We start from the raw sequence: 20,296 nt of genomic DNA, 5'->3' as shown, positions 1-20,296 counted from the left end.
CGGCGGGGACGATTGACCCGAACGTGAATCCGATGGGATAGCCACGGGGAGAATATCGATGAGGCGTTGCGCGTTTGCGTTGCTTGCCATCGTGTTCGTGTTGCGTGCCGGCGCCGCATTCGCCGCCACATCGGCAGTCGCCGAGATCGAGGCGCATCGCCATCTCGGCGTCGCCAGCTGCAGCAACAGTGTCTGCCACGGCGCATCGCAGCCGTTCCGCGACTCCAACGTCGCGCAGAACGAGTTCGCGATCTGGCAGGAGTTCGATCCGCACGCCAAGGCCTACCAGACGCTGACCAATGCGACGTCGGCGAGCATCGCGCGCAAGCTCGGCATCGGCGACGCGACCAAGGCCAAGATCTGCCTCGACTGCCACGCCGACTCGATCGCCGAGGACAAGCGCGGCGAGCGCTTCCAGCTCTCCGACGGCGTCGGCTGCGAGTCCTGCCACGGCGGCTCCGAGCTCTGGCTCAACGCGCACGCGGATCGAAGCGTGACCCACGCCGACAACGTCGCCAAGGGCATGTACCCGACCGACAAGCCGGTCGAGCGCGCGGAGCTGTGCCTGTCGTGCCACATGGGCACGAAGGACCGCATGATCACGCATCGCATCATGGGCGCCGGTCATCCGCGCCTGTCGTTCGAGCTCGACACGTTCACGTGGCTCAATCCGCACTACAAGATCGGCGAGGCCTGGAACAAGCGCAAGGGCGAATGGAACGGCGTGCGCGACTGGGCCGTCGGGCAGGGCGTCGCCGCGGGCAACCTGCTCGATCTCGTCGTCGACGAGAAGGCCGGCTGGCAGGGCATCTTCCCCGAGCTCGTGCTGTTCGACTGCCACGCCTGCCACAAGGTCATGTCGGCGAACCGCTGGGGCCCGCGCCAGGGCACCGGACTCGGCCCGGGCGTGGTGCGCCTCAACGATGCGAACCTGCTCATGTTCCGCCACGTGCTCGCGCCGGTCGACAAGGCCGCGGCGGCACGCGTGCTCGAGCAGACGCGCGCGCTGCACAAGGCGACCACGCAGAGCCGCAGCGAGACGTTCGCCGCCGCGCGTCGCCTGCGCGCGACGCTCGATGGCCTGTTGCCGCAGGTCGCGGGCTTCGCCTACGGGCCCGAAAGCCTCGATCCGATCCTCGCGAGCATCGAGGCCGACGCCAAACGCGGCGAGTACCGCGACTACGCTTCCGCCGAGCAGGTCGCGATGGCGGCGCAGTCGGTCGTCGTCGCGTTCGAGAACGACGGCAAGCTCGACGCCGAGAAGACCAAGACCCTGCGTGCGCGCCTCGACGGCCTCTACGACGTGCTCAAGAACGAGGACGCCTACTCGCCGCAGCGCTTCACGACCGCACTCGCGGCGTTGAGGGCGGTCGCGCCGTAGCGTTCGACGCGGCGCGCCTGGCGGAAGCGTGTTTCGCTCATGCGTGGGGTCAGGTTCATGTGTCCTTGAGCGCGCGTGCAGGTTGCATGTGACTCGCAAGACACATGAACCTGGCCCCGAGCGTGACGTCGAGCGTGTCGATGCGCTCTCGTCTGCGCTTAGGCACGCGCACACCCGGGCGCGCGTGATGTGCCGCGTACGATTCGCACGAGGCGCCCGTGTGTGGGAATCCGAGGCCCGGGGTCGAGGCTTGGGGTCAGGTTCATTTCTCCAACGCAGCACGCGAGGACGGGAACGCGTGCACGGAGAAATGAACCTGACCCCAGGCACGGACCCCAGGCATGGGGCCTCATGCGGGAGGTTTCACTCGAAGCCGGTCGCGAACAGGTGCTCGCCACCGAATTCGCTCGTGTTGCCCACGGCATCGGTGGCCGACAGGATCAGCGCACCGCCTTGCAGCGCGGCCGATGCGAACGTGACCGTGCGCGTCGTGCCGGCCTCGGCGGCGAGCACGGTGTCGGTCGCGACGGCCGCTTCGGGCTGACCGCCACGCCCGACCATGACGTCGACGCGCAACGGGTAAGTCGCATTCGCCACGGCGGTGTCGACGCGGTAGCCGAGCGTGCAGGTGCCCGCGCTGCACGAGAACGACGTCATGACCGGGTGGTTCTGCAGGCGGTTGCCGCCCTCGTCGGCGTCACCGGCGTCGTTCGGCGTCGGACCGTCGCCGTTGCTCGAAAGCGAGAGGTCGAGCGCGCCACCCCGGTTGCCCGTGAAGCGGTTGCCGAGCACGGGAGCGTTCGTGCAGTTCGCGACGAGCACGCCGGCCGCGCCGCCGTTCGCGATCCTGTTGCCTTCGCCCGGTGCATCGCCACCGATCGCGACGCCGCAGCGGCCGCCGCCGAACACGAAGATCGTCGACTGCGGCTGGCTCGGTGATCCGGGATTGAGACCGTTGCCGAGTGGCACGGTGCCGGACGTATCCGTGCCGAGGATGTTGCCGAGGATGCGCAGGGGCACGGGGTTCGCCATGCCCGCCGGAACCTGCGCGTTGACGTAGATCGCACCGAATCGGTTCGCGCCGAACAGGTTGCCCGCGCCGTCTGCACTGCCGCCGATGCTCGCGCCGACGCCTGTCGCGCCGAGCTGGATGCCGTAGTCCTGGCGTGGCAGGTCGGCGGTGCCTGCGGCGGTCGTGCCGAACAGGTTGCCCTGGACCGTGAGCGGCCCCGCCGTGGTCTGCCACAGGCCCATGTAGAGGTTTCCCGACACGAGGTTGCGAGCCGCCGGCGTCGTTCCACCCAGCTGAAGCGCACCTCCGCCCTGCACGATGCCCATCCAGCTTGCCTGTGCGGAATCGAACCCGTTCGTGCCGGTGATGTCGCTGCCGATGAAGCAGCCCTCGATGCGATGGCTGCCGGCGTTGTACAGCGAGATGTTGCGGAAGAACCGGTTGATGGCGAGGCCGCGCACGGTCAAGGCGGCGCTGCTGCCGACGCCGTTGATCGCATTGAGGCCATCGATCTGCGCAGCGCGACCTGGTCCCGCGATCTCGATCCTGAGCACCGCGTTGCTGCCGCCTTGAGTCGTCGTGTTCGTGTTCGGCACGGCGCCGGGTTGCGTGTACCCGTCGATCACCAGCTCGCGCGTGATGAACGGATACGCCGTGGTCGGACTGAAGCGCCAGTGCGCCGTGGCGGCGATGTAGCCCGGATCGGCTTGCGGGATCGCGAACGTGATCGTGTGCGGCCCGGCGCTCGCGTTCATCGCGGTGATTGCGCCGCGCAGCGAACAGTTCGCGTTGGTCGCGTCGGCGTCGCAGAGCTGGAACGCCGCGCTGCCGTCGTCGCTGGTCGTGTCGACGAGGAACGTCGCGGCCTGCGCAGAAGGCAGGGCCGCGAGTGCGGTGCCGGCAAGCATGACGGCGAAGCGGAAGCGTGGCGTCGCACGTGCGCGCGTCTTGCGCGCGGGATGGATGATCGGCATGGCGTGGTTCTCCGGCCCCCTGTGGGCTGGAGACGGAAACGCGATTCAGCGCGGGGCCGGTCCATCCGGCCCGACACCGTCGCCGAGCCAGACGAGGAGCAGCGCGCGCGCCGCGGCGAGGTCGCGCTTGACGGTCTGTTCCGACACCGCGAGCAGGCCGGCGATCTCGGCATAGGTCGCGCCGCCGAGCGCGTGCAGTTCGATCGCCTCGGCCTTGCGCGCGTCGATCGCGCGCAGGCGGTCGAGCGCGTCGAGGATGCCGTGCTCGTCGACGCCGGCGCCGACCGCGCCGGTGAGGTTCGCGGTCAGCGTGACCGCGGCGAGGTCGCCGCCGCGCTTCTGTGCATTGCGCGCGCGCGCGTTGTCGACGAGCAGTTGGCGCATCGCGAGTACCGTGGTGCGCACGAGGTGCTCGCGATCGTTGAAGCGGCCGCTGCGCGGCGTGACCTTGAGCCAGGCCTCGTGCACGAGCGCAGTGGTGTCGAGCGTCTCGCCAAGCTGGCCGCGCCGCACGAGGTGCGCGCGCCGCTTGAGCTCGGCGTAGAGCTCCTCGAACAGGCCATCGTCGATCGGGGCGTCCATGCGCGGCATTCTAGCCGTTGTGCGCGGCTACACTGTGCGCCGTTCGATCGTCCCCGGATGCCGACTTGACTGCCCACGAACCATCGCTTCCGCCGGCCGGCGACCCGCCGCCTGCATCGCCTTCCCGGGTCGCCTTCGAGAGCCTGCGCGAGCGCACGGACGAGCTCGAGCTCATCATCTCGGGTATCAGCCTCGTCGCGCTCGCGACGTTCCCGGGCTGGCTGTTCGCGCGCTGGGCGGCGCTGCAGGTGCACGTCGACGGAAATCGCCTCGGCATCGTCGACCTCGTCTTCCCGATGGCGATCGGACTGTCCTACACGCTTGCCGGCGCGTTCCTGCTGCATCTCGTCGCGCGTGCGTACTGGGTCGGCCTGATCGGCCTCAAGGCGGTGTTCCCGCACGGCATCCGCTGGGACCGCATCACCAGCGTCGGACCGCTGTCGCGGGATTACTACAGGCGCGGTGTCAGCGACCTCGGTGCCGCGATCGACGGTGCCGACCGGTTCGCCTCGGTGGTGTTCTCGGTCGTCGGCCTCGTCGCGATCTCGATGGCCTGGATGGCGACGCTGCTGGTCGGCATCTTCATCGCCACGATGCTCGTCGTGTACCTGTTCGACCTTCCGGAGAGGGCCGGCAACATCGTGCTCGGGGTGATCGCGGGCGGGGTCATGCTCGTGTCGCTCGGCGTGATGGTGATCGAAGGCTTCTGGCAGGTGGTCGGGCGTGGACGGCGCGAGACGCCGGCAGGTCTGCAGCGCGTCGTGCGCGTCCTGCTGCGCATGCAGGGCTGGTACCTGCCGCAGCATCTGATGCTGCCCGTGCAGCTCTCGCTCGAGGGCAACATGCCGCGGCGCACGTTCTCGATCATGTTCGGTTTCGTGATCATGTCGACCGTGCTCATCGGCACGGTGCAGATGGTGCTCGCACGCGAGTTCGCGCCGTTCGGCAGCTACACATGGCTCGACGACACGCGTGCCGAAGCCGGCCAGCGCAGTGCCTACTACGAGAACCTGCGCGGCCAGGACGACCTGCTGCTGCGCGTGCCGGTGATTCCGTCGGATCTCGTCGCGGACGCCTACCTGCGCGTGTTCCTGCCGCATCTGCCGGACCGCGATGCGCGCGTGCTCAAGGAGCGTTGTGCGGACGCGGACGACAGTGCGGCACGCCGGGCCTGTCTCGCCGGGTTGTGGGAGGTGCGCCTCGATACGCGCGTGGCCGACGTCGCCACGTTCGAGGATGCCGAGCGTCGCGACCTCGGGATGCGAGGTCTGCAGGGTTATCTTCCGCTCGATCGCCTCGCACCCGGACGCCACGAACTCGTGGTGACGTGGAACGCGCAAGGCGAGGACAAGGGGCGCAACCGCAGGCGCGAGTACCGCATTCCGTTCTGGTTCGCGCCGCCCTACCAGATGGACCTCGCCGAGCCGGACGCGACGCTGGCTCCCGCGCCGGACGCATCGCCGTCTGCCGCGCCCCCCCCTACGTCGACGGCGCGCTGATCGGGCGTACACCCAGCCGGGCGAGAAGCGTCTTCGCGTAGGGCGTACCGAGTGCCCGCAGGCGCGGGGCGAGTGCGTCGCGCAGCGCCGTGTACTCCTCGTGGCGATGCAGGTCGGCGAGCGTCGCGGCGAGTTCCGCCTCGATCTCGAGGATGCGTGGATCGTCGTCTCCGAGTGGCGGGCGGCTTGTGGCGAGCGCTTCGCGCAACGTGGTTTCGGCTTCGCCGGCACGGCCCGTCGCGCGCAACGCACGCCCGAGTGCGAACAGCGGTGCGCGATGCCCGAGCGCACTGGCCGGCCCTGCTTCACGCGCCATGTCGACCGCACGCGTCGCCGTGGAGAGAGCGCCTGCGATGTCGCCGGTGTCGAGTCGCGCTTCGCTCGCGACCGCCTGCAGGAAGACCGGTATCGGCGTGGCACGCGTCGCCGCCTGGCCGATCGCCTCGATCGCATCCTCGACTTCATGCAAGGCCGCGTCGCCGCGGCCTTCCAGGCGCAGCACGATCGCGAGCTGGCCGCGGTACATCGCACGCCACTGCGACGTCGGCGCCTGGTGCCGCGATGCGATCGCGATCGCGCGGCGAAGCGTCGCCTCGGCCTCGGCGTGCTGCCCGAGCAGCCCCTGCGCGGTGCCGAGGCTCCACAACGGATCGGCGAGTTCCACCTGGTCGTCCGAACCCTTGATGCGGGTCCACGTCGCCACTGCGTCGTTCGCGGCCTGTGCCGACTCGGCGAACCGTCCGAGGCTGCGGTACTGGCTCGCCAGCGCGCCATACAGGAACGCCAGCTGCTCGGGACGGGTGTCGGCCATCGTGCGCTGCACGATGGCGAGCAGTTCGAGGTTGCCGCGCACGGCCTCCTCGGGGCGTCCCGCACGATTGAGCGCGATGTAGAGGTTCGAGCGCTGCACGATCGTCTCGCGGTGCTCGGCCCCGAAAATGCGCTCGGCGATCGCGGCCGACTCGCGCAGGGTCGCGATCGACGCGTCGATGTCGCCCTTGTGGCCCAGTGCCGAGGCCAATACGCCAAGCGCATTGACCACGCTGCTGTGCTCGCGCCCGTGCACGCGGCTCAGCCCCTCGACGGCGCGCTGCGAGGCGTCGATCGCCTCGTCGTAGCGCGAGAGTTCCTTGTAGGCGAGGCCGAACATGTCCCAGTCGGCGGCGACCTCGGCGCTGGCCGGGCCGAACGCTTCGCGGTCCGCCGCGAGCGCCTCGTGGAGCAGCGGCAAGGCCTGCTCCGCCGAGCCTTGCGCGATGGTCGCCTCGGCGACGACGCGGCGTGCCTGCGAACCTTCACCGCGCGCGGATGCACCGGCCCGCGCGGCGGCGTCGATTGCCTCGCGTGCGTAGGCGATCGCCTTGTCGTGGGCATTCCGGCCGAGCTCGGTGCGCGCGAGCCGCAGCAGCGCGGACGCACGCACACCGTCGGGCACGTCGCCGGCCGCCGCGGCATCGACCGCGCGCACGAGCAGCTGCTCGGCACGTGCGAAGTCGCCGATGCTCCAGTACAGCTCACCGATCAGGCTGGTCAGGTCGACCTGCACCGCGGCCGGTCGCGACGCGTCGGCGTCGAGCAGGCGCTCGCCCTTGGCGAGCAGTTCGGCGGCCGTGAACGGCTTGCCGCGGTTCTCGTCGGGATGAGCCTGCGCGAACACGCCGACGAGGAAGGCACTGGCCGCCTCGGCACGTTCGCGTTGCGCACGCTCGCGCTGCGCGGTGGCTACGGCGACGATGCTGCTCGCGACCAGTGCGGTGACGAGTGCCGTGACGACGGTCGAGGCGACCGCGTGGCGGCGCACGAAGCGCCACGCCGCGAGCAGCCGGGACGGGCGGCGTGCACGTACGGGATGACCTTCGAGGTGGCGACGCAGGTCGTCGTGGAAGGCCTGCACGGTCGCGTAGCGCTGAGCAGGTGACGGGGCCATCGCCTTGGCGACGATCGCCTCGAGGTCGCCGCCGAGTCGACGCCGCATCGCACGCGCATGGCGCAGCCCGAGTGCGGCGGCGCGCTCGTCGCTGGAGGCGCGCACGAGTGGCGATCGCGCACCCTCGGTGATCGCGTGCTCGAGTTGCGCGGCGGAGCCGGAGGCGAGTCGGTACGGCCGTGTGCCGGCGAGCAGTTCGTGCAGCACCACGCCGAGCGAGAACACGTCGGTCGCGGTCGTCAACGGCTCGCCGCGCACCTGCTCGGGGCTCGCGTACTGCAGCGTGAGCACACGCCCGCCGTCGCGCGTGAGCGCGGTCTCGGCAGCGCTCGATCCTTCCATGTCGAGCAGGCGCGCGATGCCGAAATCGAGCAGGCTGACCGAGCCGTTCGTGTCGACGAGGATGTTGCCGGGCTTGAGGTCGCGGTGCATGACGAGGTTCGCGTGCGCGAACTGCACCGCGTCGAGCACCTGGCCGAACAGCTGCAGGCGCTCGCGCACGCCGGCACGGCGCGTGTCGCACCAGCGCGTGATCGGCTCGCCTTCGACGAACTCGAGCGCGAGATAGGGTTGGCCGCCCGCGTCGAGGCCGGCGTCGTAGAGGCGCGCGATGTGCGGATGCACGAGCCGGGCGAGGATGTCGCGCTCGCGTCCGAAGCGCTCGCCGAATCCGTGCCGCGCATATCCCGGCAGCGGCAGCTTGAGTGCGACGGCGCGTTGCAGCGAGCCGTCGGCGCGTTCGGCGAGCCAGACGCAGGCCATGCCGCCACGTCCGATCTCGCGCACGAGCCGGTACGGGCCGATGGCCTCGCCGTCATGGAACGGTCCCTCGGTGGATTCGGCGGCGACCGGATCGAGCGCGGCCTGCACGTGGCCGGCGAGCGCGACGCCTGCATCGCCCGCATGGGCGGCGCGCATGCGGCGCACCTGCTGCGCGACGGCGGGAGGCTCGTCGGCGAGGATGACGTCGACCTCCGCCTCGGCAGCATCGAGCAGCGACGCGAACACGTCGAGTGCGCGTTTCGTGACGTCCGCGTGGTCCAAGGCCGCTTCCCTCCAGCGTGGCGCGCGCAGCGTAGCAGGGCGCCGTGCGGGCGGTCAGCCGGCCGTGATGCTGGTGTCGTCGGGGAGCGGGAAGCGCGCGGGATCGGAGATCGACAGCGCACCGAGCAGCAGGCTGGCCTGGGTGCGGTTGCGCACGCCGAGGCGCTCGAAGATCGCGGTCAGGTGCGCCTTGACGGTGCGCTCCTGGATGCCGAGGCGGTCGGCGATCTGCTTGTTGAGCAGGCCTTCGGCGACGAGCACGAGCACGCGCAACTGCTGCGGGCTCAGGGTCGCGAGGCGCGCCGCGAGCGCGCGGTCCTGGAGGTCGTCGGCGGTCGTGGCGGCGGGCGGCGGTGCTGGCAGCTCGCCGTCGAGGATCGCGCGCAGCACGCCTTGCAGGTCGTCGAGGCCCGTGCGCTTGGGCACGAAGCCGGCGGCCCCGTAGGTCAGCGCGCGATGCACGACGTTCGGATCGTCGTGCGCCGACACCATGACCACGGCGACCGCAGGAAACGCGCTGCGCAGCGTGACCAGGCCCATGAGGCCGTGGCTGCCCGGCATGTGCAGGTCGAGCAGCACGAGGTCGGTGTCGGGTTGCGCGCGCAACTGCGCCATCGCGGCCTCGAAGCCGTCGGCTTCGACGACCTCGGCCGCATCGACGACGTTGCGCACCGCCTGCGCGAGGGCGAGGCGGAACAGCGGATGGTCGTCGACGATGAGGATGCGCGGCATGTCCGCAGGGTAACCGCTCGCGCGCACGGCTTCACGCCGCGCCAACGGGAAGTCAACGGGATTGCGGGTACCATCGCGCCTCCGCGCCGTCGGCACGCGTGCCGCCAGGCGTCCTCCATCCCGATCCGCGAGCGAGCGAATGAATGCATGGCGCCTGGTCCCTTCCGTCCTCGTCGCGAGCTTGCTCGCCGCCTGCTCCAGCTCGCGTGAGCGCCCGGACGAACCCGTGACCGCGCCGTCGTCCACCGCTTCGCCGGCTCCCGCGAAGAAGGCCTCCGCCGACCGTTTCGGCGAGATCCGCACGACCACGCACCGTGACGGCGACGACCTGCTCAGCGCCGGTCTCGGCCTCGCCGGGCTGCGCGCGACGCCGCCGGGCTTCGCGAACCCCGCGTCGCCGACGCCGGCCGAACTGCGCCGTCGCGCGATCCATTCGAGCTGGCGCGGCATCGCCGACCTTGGCCCGCTCGGCGGCTACGGCGAGATCTACGGTGCCGTGCCGGTCGTGACCGGACGCGAGTACACGGCGTTCGCGACACTCGACGGTCGCCATGCGCCGCATCGCGTGCTGGCCCAGGTGCCGGACCTGTTCGATCGCCAGAAGCGCTGCATCGTCGTCACGGCGTCGTCCGGTTCGCGCGGCATCTACGGCGGCATCGCGCTCGCGGGTGCATGGGGTCTCGCGCGCGGCTGCGTGGTCGCCTACACCGACAAGGGCGCCGGCACCGGCTACTTCGACGTGGCCTCGGGCACCGGCGTGCGCCTCGACGGCACGCGCGGCACGCAGGCCGACGGCGAGCTCGAGTTCGTGCCGTCGCAGGATCCCGTCTCCAACGGCGTGCTCGTCAAGCATGCGAACTCGGGCGACAACCCCGAAGCCGACTGGGGCCTGCACGTGCTGCAGGCCGCGCGCTTCGCGCTGCGCGCCCTCGACGAGGCGTTCCCGGACGAGGCCCCGTTCACGGCCGACAACACGCGCGTCATCGCGGCAGGCCTTTCCAACGGCGGCGGCGCGGTGCTGCAGGCGGCCGGGCTCGACGACGGCCTGCTCGACGGTGTCGTCGCGCTCGAACCGAACGTGCTGCCGGGTCGTGGCGGCCGCGCGCTCTACGACTACGCGACCGAGGCCGCGTTGCTGATTCCGTGTGCGCTGCTCGATTCGCGTTACGACGGCGTGCCGTTCGCTCGGGTCAACGGCCAGCCGCTGCCGATGTGGAGCGCGCGCTGCCGTGCCCTGCATGCCGCGAGCCGCCTGACCGGCGCCGACGACGAGGCGCGTGCACGCGAGGCCCACCAGCGCCTGCGCGACACGGGCTGGACCGAGGAGGCACTGCGCAGCGCGGCGTCGACGAGCGCGCTGGATCTCTGGCGTGCGGTGACCGTGACCTATGCGGCCGCCTACGCACGCACCGGCGTCGCGGCGATGCCGTGCGGCTACGCGTTCGCGGCGACCGATGCGAACGGCCGCACGCGCCTCGCCGACGACATCGCGCGCGCGACGTGGTGGTCCGATGCGAGTGGCATCCCGCCCGGCGCCGGCGTCGGCATCGTCGATGCGCAGGCCGGCGGCGACGATCCGACCCTGGCCGGCCTGCTGTGCCTGAGCCAGCTGTGGAGTTCCTCCGACGACACCGCCAAGCGCCTCGCCGGCGAGGTCGCGCGCACGCGCGCCGCACTGCCGCGCGCAGGCCTGCCGATCACGATCGTGCACGGCATCGACGACGGCCTCGTGCCGATCGCCTTCAGCTCCGATCCCTACGTGGCATGGCTCGCCGCGAACGGCCGCCAGGCCAGCCTGTGGCGCGTCGGCCACGCCCAGCATTTCGACGCGTTCCTCGCCTTCCCGCAGTTCGGCGACCGCTACGTGCCGCTGATGCCGTACGGCTACGCCGCGCTCGACCACCTGTGGAGCCACGTCGCCAACGGCGCGCCGCTGCCGCCCGGCAAGGACATCGTGACCACGCCGCGCGGCGACGGTCCGCTCGGCGCGATGCAGCTCGGCGCGATGCCGGGCGACTGATCGCGTCGCCGGGACGACACCTGCGCCGTACTATGATCGAGGCCTTGCGCCGCCACCGCTGCCGGAGACCGACATGAGCGAACCGTTCGACATGAGCCAGTGGGCCCGCCAATGGGAGGCCTTGTCGAAGCAGGCCGCCGCGGCGATGCCGGGTCTGAACGCTTTCGGTGGCGGAGGCTCCCCGTTTCCGGGCATGGGCGCGCCGTTCGGGATGCCGCCGGGGCTTGGTGGCCTGTTCGGCGCCATGCCCGGCTTCGGTGGTGCGATGCCCGGCATGATGTCCGGAGCCATGCCCGGCATGACACCGGGGGCGATGCCCGGCATGGGCGCGCTCGGCGGCGACCTGCTCGAACGTCTCGCCACGGCCTCGCAAGGCTACCTCGGCCTGCTCCAGGCGATGGGCGGGCAGGGCGGCAGCTCGTGGGCCGAGCTCATGCAGTCGGCAGCGGCGCCGATGCAGGGCGCCGCGAATCCGTTCGCGAGCTTCCTGCGCCAGAGCGGCAGCCATGGCGCGGCCGGTTTCGACGCGATGATGCAGCGCTTCCTGTCCGTCGCCGGGCCGATGCTCGGCCAGGCCAAGGATGCGCTCGGCACGCCCGCGTTCGGCTTCCTGCGCGAGCATCAGGAGAACGCGCAGGCCGGCGTGCTCGCGCTGATCGAGTATCAGGAGCAGAACGCGCGCTACCAGCGCCTCATGCTCAAGGTCGCCGAACAGGGCTTCGCGACATTCCAGCGCAAGCTCGCCGATCGCGAGGAGCCGGGCCGCCAGATCGACAGCGTGCGCGGTGTCTACGACCTCTGGGTCGACGCGATCGAGGAGGCCTACGCCGTGGTCGCGCTGTCGGAGGAGTTCCGCGAGGTCTACGGTGCGCTCGTCAACGCGCAGATGCGCGTGCGTTCCCACGTGCAGCGCGAGGTCGAACGCATCAGCAACGACCTCGGCGTGCCGACGCGCAGCGAGATCGACAGCCTCGGCGAGCGCCTGCAGGCGTTGCGCCGCCAGTTCCGCGAGGCGCAGGGCGGCGAGGACGTCGCGAGCCTGCGTGCCGAGATCGACGCGTTGCGCGACGAGGTCGCGGCGCTGCGCAAGGCGCAGGAGGCGCGCTCGAACGTGGTCGCGTTCCGGCGCGAGGCCTCTGCCGCCGATACGGCGACTGCCGCGAAGCCGCAGGCGGCCGCACCGGCGAAGGCCGCCAAGCCGGCTCGCAAGCCGCGCAAGCCGGTCAAGAAGCAGCGTTCGGTGCCGCAGGTCGCGCGGCCGAAGAAGGCCAGCGTCGCGACACCCGCCGCGCCCCGCAAGGTGTCCGCGAGCAAGGCGCGCACGACGGTCGCGACGGCGACCGCCGATGCGCCGCAGGCCGCCACGAGTTTCGCCGACCGCATCGCCCGCTTCGCACGTACCGCGCGCGGCGACGCTCCTTCCACCCGTCCGGCGGCCGCACGCGCGCGCCGCGGCAAGCGCTGAGGTAGACCGCCATGGGTCCGCTCCGCATCGATCCCGCCAAGGCCGCCGGCGAAGCCGCGGCATTCCAGCGCAAGCTCGCCGCCGGCGCGCAGGTGCTGCGCCAGCTCGACGACGTCACCTACGGCGTCACCGACAAGGAAGTGGTCTACCGCGAGGACAAGCTCGTGGTCTACCGCTTCCGCGGCGAGCGCAAGCCGACCGCGAAGACGCCGACGCTGATCGTCTACGCGCTGGTCAACCGTCCTTACATGGTCGACCTGCAGGAGGACAAGTCGCTCGTGCGCAACCTGCTCGCGCAGGGCGAGGACGTCTACCTCATCGACTGGGGCTATCCGGACCGCGCCGACCGCTGGCTCACCCTCGACGACTACATCAACGGCTACATCCGCCGCAGCGTCGATGCGGTCGCGCGCAAGGCAGGCGTGAAGAAGATCAACGTGCTCGGCATCTGCCAGGGCGGCGCGTTCTCGCTGTGCTTCGCGGCCATGCATCCGGACAAGGTGAAGAACCTCGTCACGATGGTGACGCCGGTCGATTTCCACACGCCCGACAACATGCTGTCGAACTGGACACGCAACCTCGACGCCGACCTGTTCGTCGACACGATCGGCAACGTGCCGGCCGACCTCATGAACCTGTGCTACCTCACGCTCAAGCCGATCCGGCTCATGCAGCAGAAGTACATCGGCATGGTCGACATCCTCGACGACAAGGCCGAGCTCGAGAACTTCCTGCGCATGGAGAAGTGGATCTTCGATTCGCCGGACCAGGCCGGCGAGGCGTTCCGCCAGTTCCTGCGCGATTTCTACCAGGGCAACAAGTTCGTCAACGGCGGGCTCGTGATCGGCGAACGCGAGGTCGACCTCGCCAACATCACGATGCCCGTACTCAACATCTTCGCCGAGCAGGATCATCTCGTCCCACCCGACGCCTCGCGAGCGCTCGGCGGCCTCGTCGGCACCGACGACTACACGCAGATCGCGTTCCGCGGCGGCCACATCGGCATCTACGTGTCGGGCCGTGCGCAGCGCGAGGTGCCGCCCGCGATCCACGACTGGCTCGCCGCGCGCGACTGATCACGTCGCGCCACCTGCGCGACCCGCGCGCACGCGGGGCGGGCGCCCGGGCGCGGTCTCCGACGGCGCTCCGACACGCACAAGGCTAGAATGTCGCCCTTTTTCGCGTGCGGGGGGCGTCATGAACGAGGTGCTTTTCAACATCCACAGCATCGGCGTGACGCCGTGGAAGCTCGTCGGCTACCTCGGCGTGTTCCTGTTCACGAGCCGCTGGTTCGTGCAGATGTACGCGACCAAGAAGCTCGGCCGCGTGCACATGCCGCAGGCGTTCTGGTGGCTGTCGGTGGCCGGCAGCATCATGCTGGTCAGCTATTTCACGTTCGGCAAGAACGACTCGGTCGGCATTCTCTCGAACCTGTTCCCGGCCTTCGTGTCGGTCTACAACCTCGTCGTCGACCTGCGCCACCGGCGCTCGGACGCTGCCGCCGCCTAGGCCCGGCGCCGCCGGTTGTCACCCGGCGCCCCCGTTTCCCGTAGGAGTCTGCGGCCGGGCATTCCGCCCCGGCACCGACGAGGGGAATTGGGGATGGACAATCGCAACAGCGTCGCACCGGTGGTCACGCTCGGGCAGTGGATCGTCACGTTGATCGTGCTCGCGATCCCGCTGGTGGGTTTCGTCATGATGCTCGTGTGGGCGTTCTCGAACGGCACCAACCCGAACAAGGCCAACCTCTGCAAGGCCTACCTGATCATGACCGTGGTCGCGATCGTGTGCTTCATGCTGTTCGGCGGACTCGCGTTCCTGTCCGCGATGGGTGGTGCGTCGCAGGCCGGCATGTAGCAACGGCATGCCCGCCGGCGGCCACTACTGTCCCGGGACAAATCGCACGTCGCGTCGCGCCGTAGGCGGAGCTGTTGCGTGGGGGTTCCCGGCGTTCGGCGTCGCGCGGCTTCACAGGCTCGACGCGTCCTTTCGCAGTGGCGTTGCGCTTGAGCCCCTCTCCCTCCGGGAGAGGGGTTGGGGAGAGGGTGCGGGATCGGGACCACGTCGGATCATCGTCGCGATCCCGAACCCTCATCCGGCCCTGCGGGCCCCCGTATCGGGGTACGGGGCAGGCTCTTCTCCCGGAGGGAGAAGGAAAGAGCGTGCGCAATGCCGTATTGCCGCGAGAACGCGTCGGCATGCAGGCGTTCATTGCCGGAGGCCTGACGCGGCAATGTTTTCGAGCGTTCGCCTCGAACTTTCCCTGGACAGCAGTGCGCCGGCGGCCGCATGCCGCCGGCGGGATCATTCGGGATCGTAGTCGAGGTTCGGGGCGAGCCAGCGCTCGGCTTCGGCGAGCGACCAGCCCTTGCGTTTCGCGTAGTCCTCGACCTGTTCGCGGGTCACGCGCCCGAGTACGAAGTACTGGCTGCGCGGGTGCGAGAAGTACCAGCCCGAGACCGCCGCGGTCGGCAGCATCGCGAAGCTCTCGGTGATCGAGATGCCCGCGTTCGCGGTCGCATCGAGCAGGCGGAACAGCGTGTCCTTCTCGGTGTGGTCGGGACAGGCCGGATAGCCCGGCGCGGGACGGATGCCGCTGTACTTCTCGTCGATGAGGGCGTCGTTGTCGAGCGCCTCGTCGGGCACGTAGCCCCAGTCCTCGCGGCGCACGCGGTGGTGCAGGTACTCGGCGAAGGCTTCGGCGAGACGGTCGGCGAGCGCCTTGAGCATGATCGAGGAATAGTCGTCGTGCTCGCGCTCGAAGCGTGCGACGTGTTCGTCGATGCCGATGCCGGCGGTGACCGCGAACCCGCCGACCCAGTCCTCGCGGCCGCTGTCGGCCGGCGCGACGAAATCGGCGAGGCAGAAGTCCGGGCGCTCGACCGGCTTGTCGGCCTGCTGGCGCAGGAAGTGCAGCGTGGCGAGCGGCGCACCGTCGGCATCGCGCACCGCGACATCGTCGCCGACCGCATTGGCGCGCCACAGGCCGAACACGCCGCGCGCGCGCAGCCACTTTTCCGCGACGATGCGGTCGAGCATCGCACGTGCATCGCGATACAGCTCGGTGGCCTGGGTGCCGACGATGGCGTCGTCGAGGATCGCCGGGAAGCGTCCCGCCAGTTCCCAGGCATTGAAGAACGGTGTCCAGTCGATGAACGGCACGAGCTCGGCGAGTGGCACGTCGTCGAGCACGGTGATGCCGGGCTTGCGCGGCGCAGGCGGAACGTGGTTCGCCCAGTCGCCGTCGAAGCGCTGCGCACGCGCCTTGGCCAGCGTGACGAGCTTCTTCGCGCCGCTGCGGTCCTTGTGGCGCTCGCGGATCTCGCCGTACTCGGCGCGGATCTTCGCCATGAACGCGTCGACGAGGTCCTTCGAGATCAGCGACTGCGCGACGCCGACTGCGCGCGAGGCATCCTTGACCCACACGGTCGGTGCCTTGTAGTGCGGTTCGATCTTGAGCGCGGTGTGCGCTCGCGACGTGGTCGCGCCGCCGATCAGCAGCGGCAGGTGGAAATCCTGGCGCTGCATCTCGCGCGCGACGTGGGTCATCTCGTCGAGCGACGGCGTGATGAGTCCGGACAGGCCTATCATGTCGGCGTTCTCGGCGCGTGCGGCGTCGAGGATCTTCTGCGCCGGCACCATGACGCCCAGGTCGACCACGTCGAAGTTGTTGCAGCGGAGCACGACGCCGACGATGTTCTTGCCGATGTCGTGCACGTCGCCCTTGACCGTGGCCATGATGATCTTGCCGTTCGACTTGCCGGCATCGCCGGTGCGCGCCTTCTCGGCCTCGATGTACGGCAGCAGCCAGGCGACGGCCTTCTTCATGACGCGTGCCGACTTGACCACCTGAGGCAGGAACATCTTGCCCGCGCCGAACAGGTCGCCGACCACGTTCATGCCGTCCATGAGCGGACCTTCGATGACGTCGAGCGGGCGTGTCGAGCGCAGGCGTGCCTCCTCGGTATCGGCGTCGACGTGGGCGTCGATGCCGTGCACGAGGGCGTGCGCGAGGCGCTTCTCGATCGGCAGGCTGCGCCACTGCTCCTCGCGCGTGTCGCCACCCGCGTCCTTGCCGCCCTTCTTGTAGCGGTCGGCGATCGCGAGCAGGCGCTCGGTGGAATCGGGGCGGCGGTTGAGGACGACATCTTCGACGCGCTCGCGCAGCTCGGGATCGAGCTCGTCGACGATCGGCAGCGCGCCGGCGTTGACGATGCCCATGTCCATGCCGGCCGCGATAGCGTGGTACAGGAACACCGAGTGGATCGCCGCGCGCACGGGCTCGTTGCCGCGGAACGAGAACGACACGTTGGAGACGCCGCCCGACACGTGGCAGTGCGGCAGCGTCGCCTTGATGATGCGCGTCGCCTCGATGAAGTCGACAGCGTAGTTGTCGTGCTCCTCGATCCCGGTCGCGACCGCGAAGATGTTGGGGTCGAAGATGATGTCCTCGGGCGGGAAACCCACCTCGTCGACGAGGATGCGGTAGGCGCGCGTGCAGATCTCGACCTTGCGTGCGCAGGTGTCGGCCTGGCCGACCTCGTCGAAGGCCATCACCACCGCGGCGGCGCCGTAGCGCAGCACCTTGCGCGCGTGCTCGACGAACAGCGCCTCGCCTTCCTTGAGCGAGATGGAGTTGACCACGCCCTTGCCCTGCAGGCATTTGAGGCCGGCCTCGATGACGCTCCACTTCGAGGAATCGACCATGACCGGGATGCGTGCGATGTCGGGCTCGGACGCGATCAGGTTGAGGAAACGCGTCATCGCCTTCTCGGAGTCGATGAGGCCCTCGTCCATGTTCACGTCGAGGATCTGCGCGCCGTTCGCGACCTGCTGGCGCGCGACGTCGACGGCTTCCTCGTAGCGCTCCTCCTTGACCAGCTTGCGGAATTGCGCGCTGCCGGTGACGTTGGTGCGTTCGCCGACGTTGACGAACAGCAGGTCCGGCGTGACGACGAGCGGCTCGAGGCCGGAAAGGCGCGTGTAGCGTGGTGGCGTGCGGGCGTCGGACATCACCAGACCTTGAACACCTGGCCGGTCTGCACGCCGTCGATGCTGCGCTCGAACGCGATCGCGGCGCGATCCGCACCGACCGGCTCGAAACCGGGGAAATAGGGCCCGTAGGCGTCCCAGGCTTCGCGCAGCACGCTCGGGCTCACGGCGTTGATGCGCAGGCCGCGCGGCAGCTCGCAGGCGGCGGCGCGCACGAAGCCCTCGATGCCGGCGTTGACCGCGGTCGCGTTGGCGCCTTGCGCGATCGGCTGCTCGGCGAGGATGCCGGTGGTCAGGGTGATCGATCCGCCGTCGTTGAGATGATGCTGGCCGATGAGCGCGAGGCGGACCTGGCCGAGCAGCTTGTCGTTGAGGCCCGCGGTGAAATCCTCGGCGGTCATCTGCGCGAGCGGACCGAAGTGCACGTTGCCGGCCGTCGCGACGATCGCGTCGATCGGCCCGGTCAGTTCGAACATCGCGTGCACGCTGGCCTCGTCGCGCAGGTCGACGCGTACGTCGCCTTGCGAGCGTCCCGCGGTCACGATCGTGTGGCGCTGACCGAGGCGCGCGGTCACGGCGCGGCCGAGCGTGCCGCCGGCCCCGACGATGAGGATGATCATGCAGCGTCCTTCAGAAGGTGGGGCAGGCGGCGCGGCGGCAGGCCGCGCACGGCTTCGGCGATCGCGCGGATGTGCGCGGGTGTCGTCCCGCAGCAACCGCCGACGAGGTTGAGCAGGCCCGAGGTCGCGAACTCGCGCAGCGTCTCGGCCATCTCCTCGGGCGTCTCGTCGTACTCGCCGAACGCGTTCGGAAGGCCCGCGTTCGGATGCGCACTCACGAACGCGTCGGCGACGCGCGCGAGCGTCTCGACGTGCTCGCGCATGTCGGTCGCGCCGAGCGCGCAGTTGAGGCCGATCGACAGCGGACGGCTGTGCGCCATCGAGGCGTAGAACGCCTCCGCGGTCTGGCCCGACAGCGTGCGGCCCGAGCGGTCGGTGATCGTGCCCGAGATCATGATCGGCAGGCGCGCACCGCGCGCGTCGAAGACCTCCTCGATCGCGAACAGCGCGGCCTTGGCGTTGAGCGTGTCGAAGATCGTCTCGACCATGATCGTGTCGGCGCCGCCGTCGATGAGGCCTTCGATCGCCTCGCGGTAGGTTTCGCGCAGTTCGTCGAAGCTCGTGTTGCGGAAGCCCGGGTCGTTGACGTCGGGACTGATCGAGGCCGTACGGCTGGTCGGGCCGAGCACGCCGATCACGAAGCGTGGCTGGTCCGGCGTCTTCGCTTCGGCCGCGTCGCAGCAGGCCCGCGCGACGCGGGCGCCTTCGCGGTTGAGCTCGTAGACGAGGTGCTCGAGATGGTAGTCGGCCTGGCTGACCGAGGTCGCGTTGAACGTGTTGGTCTCGACGAAGTCCGCGCCGGCCTCGAGGTAGGCCGCGTGCACGCCGGCGATGACCTCGGGTCTGGTCAGCAGCAGCAGGTCGTTGTTGCCCTTGAGGTCGTGGCCGCAGGCGCCGTCGTGCGCATGGGTGGCGTCGAAGCCGTCGACGAAGCGCTCGCCGCGGTAGTCGGCCTCCTCGAGGCGATGGGTCTGGATCATCGTGCCCATCGCGCCGTCGATGATCAGGATGCGCGCGGCGAGCGCGGCCTCGAGCGCGGCGACGCGCGCCGGGTTCAGCCAGGGCAGGGAGTGGCTCATCGTTTCGTCGCCAGCAGGGAGATCACTTCGAAATGCGGTGCCTTGGCCTCGCGCGTGATGCGCCCGCAGCGCTGCACCTCGAGGCCGGCGGCCTCGGCGAAGCCGCGCAGGTCGTCGGGCTTGAAGCCGAGGTTGCGGTGGTCGAACGGTTCGACCGCGGTGCGGTGGGCGTGGCGGCCGAGCGTCGCGGCGACGAGGCGGCCGCCCTTGCGCAGCACGCGCGCCGCTTCGGCGACGACGACGGCGGGACGGTCGCTGTAGGTCAGCGCATGCATGAGCAGGACGAGGTCGAACGTGCGCCGGCCAAGGTCGAGCGCATGCATGTCGCCGGTGGTCACCTCGACGTTGTCGAAGCCCTTGAGGCGTTCGCGCGCCGCGCCGACGACGCGCGGGCTCGCGTCGATGCAGACGATCGAGCGCGCGCCGGGCGCGAGCAGTTCGGCGAGCACGCCGTCGCCCGAGGCGATGTCGAGCACGTCGCCGGTGCCGACCAGCTGGGTCATCGAGCGCGCCAGCGTCTCCCAGGTGCGCCCCGGCGAGTAGTGGCGCTCCATGTCGCCGGCAACCGTGTCGGCCCAGCCCTCGGCGCGCGCGCGCTTGGCGAGCACGCCGGGCAGGCGGCGCTCGTCGTCGTCGAGCAGGGCGTCGTCGACGCTGGCCTTGAGTGCGTGCAGCAGTGCGCTCTCGCGCGCGTCGAGCTCGCCGTTGAAGCGGTAGTACGAGGACACGCCGGAACGGCGGTCGCGCACGAGATCGGCCTCCTTGAGCTTGGCCAGGTGCGTCGACACGCGCGGCTGGGCCAGGCGCAGCACGGCGGAAAGCTCGGCGACCGTCAGCTCCTCGCGTTCCAGAAGCGCGAGCAGGCGCACGCGCGTCGGGTCCGAGAGCAGCCGCAGCAGCGCCGAGGTGGCGGCGAGATCCACGGTTATCCTTTCATCTTGATCGAAGGATGGATGGCCAGCGTAGCCA

Annotated in this window: 14 protein-coding genes and 1 pseudogene; 7 read left to right on the top strand and 8 right to left on the bottom strand. The window is 70.1% G+C overall.

Features of this window, described 5'->3' with window-relative positions:
• Positions 1-58 precede the first annotated feature (58 nt).
• Positions 59-1,381, top strand: coding sequence for a cytochrome c family protein (locus tag ACQQ2N_RS20670; RefSeq protein WP_440223468.1), 1,323 nt, complete (start codon positions 59-61; stop codon positions 1,379-1,381).
• 363 nt (positions 1,382-1,744) lie between these two features.
• Here ACQQ2N_RS20670 and ACQQ2N_RS20665 read toward each other — a convergent pair whose 3' ends face one another.
• Together ACQQ2N_RS20665 and ACQQ2N_RS20660 are read right to left on the bottom strand one after the other, a co-directional pair.
• Positions 1,745-3,367, bottom strand: coding sequence for a hypothetical protein (locus ACQQ2N_RS20665; protein ID WP_440223467.1), 1,623 nt, complete (start codon positions 3,365-3,367; stop codon positions 1,745-1,747).
• Between the two features lie 45 nt (positions 3,368-3,412).
• The gene (locus ACQQ2N_RS20660; RefSeq protein ID WP_440223466.1) at positions 3,413-3,949 is read right to left on the bottom strand and encodes an ECF-type sigma factor; all 537 of its coding nucleotides are present in this window, start codon (positions 3,947-3,949) and stop codon (positions 3,413-3,415) included.
• A 65-nt stretch (positions 3,950-4,014) separates the two neighbouring features.
• Here ACQQ2N_RS20660 and ACQQ2N_RS20655 point away from each other — a divergent pair, with 65 nt between their 5' ends.
• Complete coding sequence (locus ACQQ2N_RS20655) at positions 4,015-5,448, top strand: hypothetical protein (RefSeq protein WP_440223465.1); 1,434 nt, start codon at positions 4,015-4,017, stop codon at positions 5,446-5,448.
• On the opposite strand, the gene ACQQ2N_RS20650 is transcribed toward ACQQ2N_RS20655, so the two are convergent.
• Together ACQQ2N_RS20650 and ACQQ2N_RS20645 are read right to left on the bottom strand one after the other, a co-directional pair.
• Complete coding sequence (locus ACQQ2N_RS20650) at positions 5,429-8,419, bottom strand: protein kinase domain-containing protein (protein ID WP_440223464.1); 2,991 nt, start codon at positions 8,417-8,419, stop codon at positions 5,429-5,431. The two genes, ACQQ2N_RS20655 and ACQQ2N_RS20650, sit on opposite strands and share 20 nt — an antisense overlap.
• Positions 8,420-8,473: 54 nt before the next feature.
• Positions 8,474-9,151 (bottom strand): response regulator transcription factor, encoded by a 678-nt coding sequence (locus tag ACQQ2N_RS20645; protein WP_440223463.1) that lies wholly within the window; start codon positions 9,149-9,151, stop codon positions 8,474-8,476.
• Positions 9,152-9,290: 139 nt separating this feature from the next.
• On the opposite strand from ACQQ2N_RS20645, the gene ACQQ2N_RS20640 reads away from it, so the two are divergent.
• The 5 genes from ACQQ2N_RS20640 to ACQQ2N_RS20620 all read left to right on the top strand — a co-directional run bounded on the left by ACQQ2N_RS20640 (position 9,291) and on the right by ACQQ2N_RS20620 (position 14,493).
• Positions 9,291-11,171, top strand: coding sequence for a 3-hydroxybutyrate oligomer hydrolase family protein (locus tag ACQQ2N_RS20640; protein WP_440223462.1), 1,881 nt, complete (start codon positions 9,291-9,293; stop codon positions 11,169-11,171).
• A gap of 73 nt (positions 11,172-11,244) precedes the next feature.
• Positions 11,245-12,636, top strand: a complete 1,392-nt coding sequence (phaE, locus tag ACQQ2N_RS20635) for a class III poly(R)-hydroxyalkanoic acid synthase subunit PhaE (RefSeq protein ID WP_440223461.1) — start codon at positions 11,245-11,247, stop codon at positions 12,634-12,636.
• A gap of 11 nt (positions 12,637-12,647) precedes the next feature.
• Positions 12,648-13,712 carry a class III poly(R)-hydroxyalkanoic acid synthase subunit PhaC gene (locus tag ACQQ2N_RS20630; RefSeq protein WP_440223460.1) on the top strand — a complete coding sequence of 355 codons (1,065 nt, stop codon included), beginning with the start codon at positions 12,648-12,650 and terminating at the stop codon, positions 13,710-13,712.
• Positions 13,713-13,833: 121 nt separating this feature from the next.
• The gene (locus tag ACQQ2N_RS20625) at positions 13,834-14,145 is read left to right on the top strand and encodes a lipid-A-disaccharide synthase N-terminal domain-containing protein (RefSeq protein WP_440223459.1); all 312 of its coding nucleotides are present in this window, start codon (positions 13,834-13,836) and stop codon (positions 14,143-14,145) included.
• Between the two features lie 93 nt (positions 14,146-14,238).
• Positions 14,239-14,493, top strand: coding sequence for a hypothetical protein (locus tag ACQQ2N_RS20620; RefSeq protein ID WP_440223458.1), 255 nt, complete (start codon positions 14,239-14,241; stop codon positions 14,491-14,493).
• 447 nt (positions 14,494-14,940) lie between these two features.
• Here ACQQ2N_RS20620 and metH read toward each other — a convergent pair whose 3' ends face one another.
• The 4 genes and pseudogenes from metH to ACQQ2N_RS20600 form a co-directional block, all read right to left on the bottom strand.
• Positions 14,941-17,769, bottom strand: coding sequence for a methionine synthase (gene metH / locus ACQQ2N_RS20615; RefSeq protein WP_440225817.1), 2,829 nt, complete (start codon positions 17,767-17,769; stop codon positions 14,941-14,943).
• Positions 17,712-18,248: pseudogene (locus ACQQ2N_RS20610) on the bottom strand (short chain dehydrogenase); the annotation flags it as partial. The pseudogene ACQQ2N_RS20610 and the gene metH, both read right to left, overlap by 58 nt.
• On the bottom strand, positions 18,245-19,327 hold the full coding sequence (locus ACQQ2N_RS20605) for a homocysteine S-methyltransferase family protein (RefSeq protein WP_440223457.1): 1,083 nt from the start codon (positions 19,325-19,327) through the stop codon (positions 18,245-18,247). The pseudogene ACQQ2N_RS20610 and the gene ACQQ2N_RS20605, both read right to left, overlap by 4 nt.
• A complete protein-coding gene (locus tag ACQQ2N_RS20600) occupies positions 19,324-20,250 on the bottom strand; it encodes a metalloregulator ArsR/SmtB family transcription factor (protein ID WP_440223456.1) in 927 nt (308 codons plus the stop codon). Before ACQQ2N_RS20600 ends, ACQQ2N_RS20605 begins: the two co-directional genes overlap by 4 nt.
• Positions 20,251-20,296 lie beyond the last annotated feature (46 nt).

The organism is Dokdonella aquatica (assembly GCF_051987395.1).
GTDB lineage: Bacteria > Pseudomonadota > Gammaproteobacteria > Xanthomonadales > Rhodanobacteraceae > Dokdonella.
This window is presented reverse-complemented; position numbering and strand designations above follow the sequence as displayed.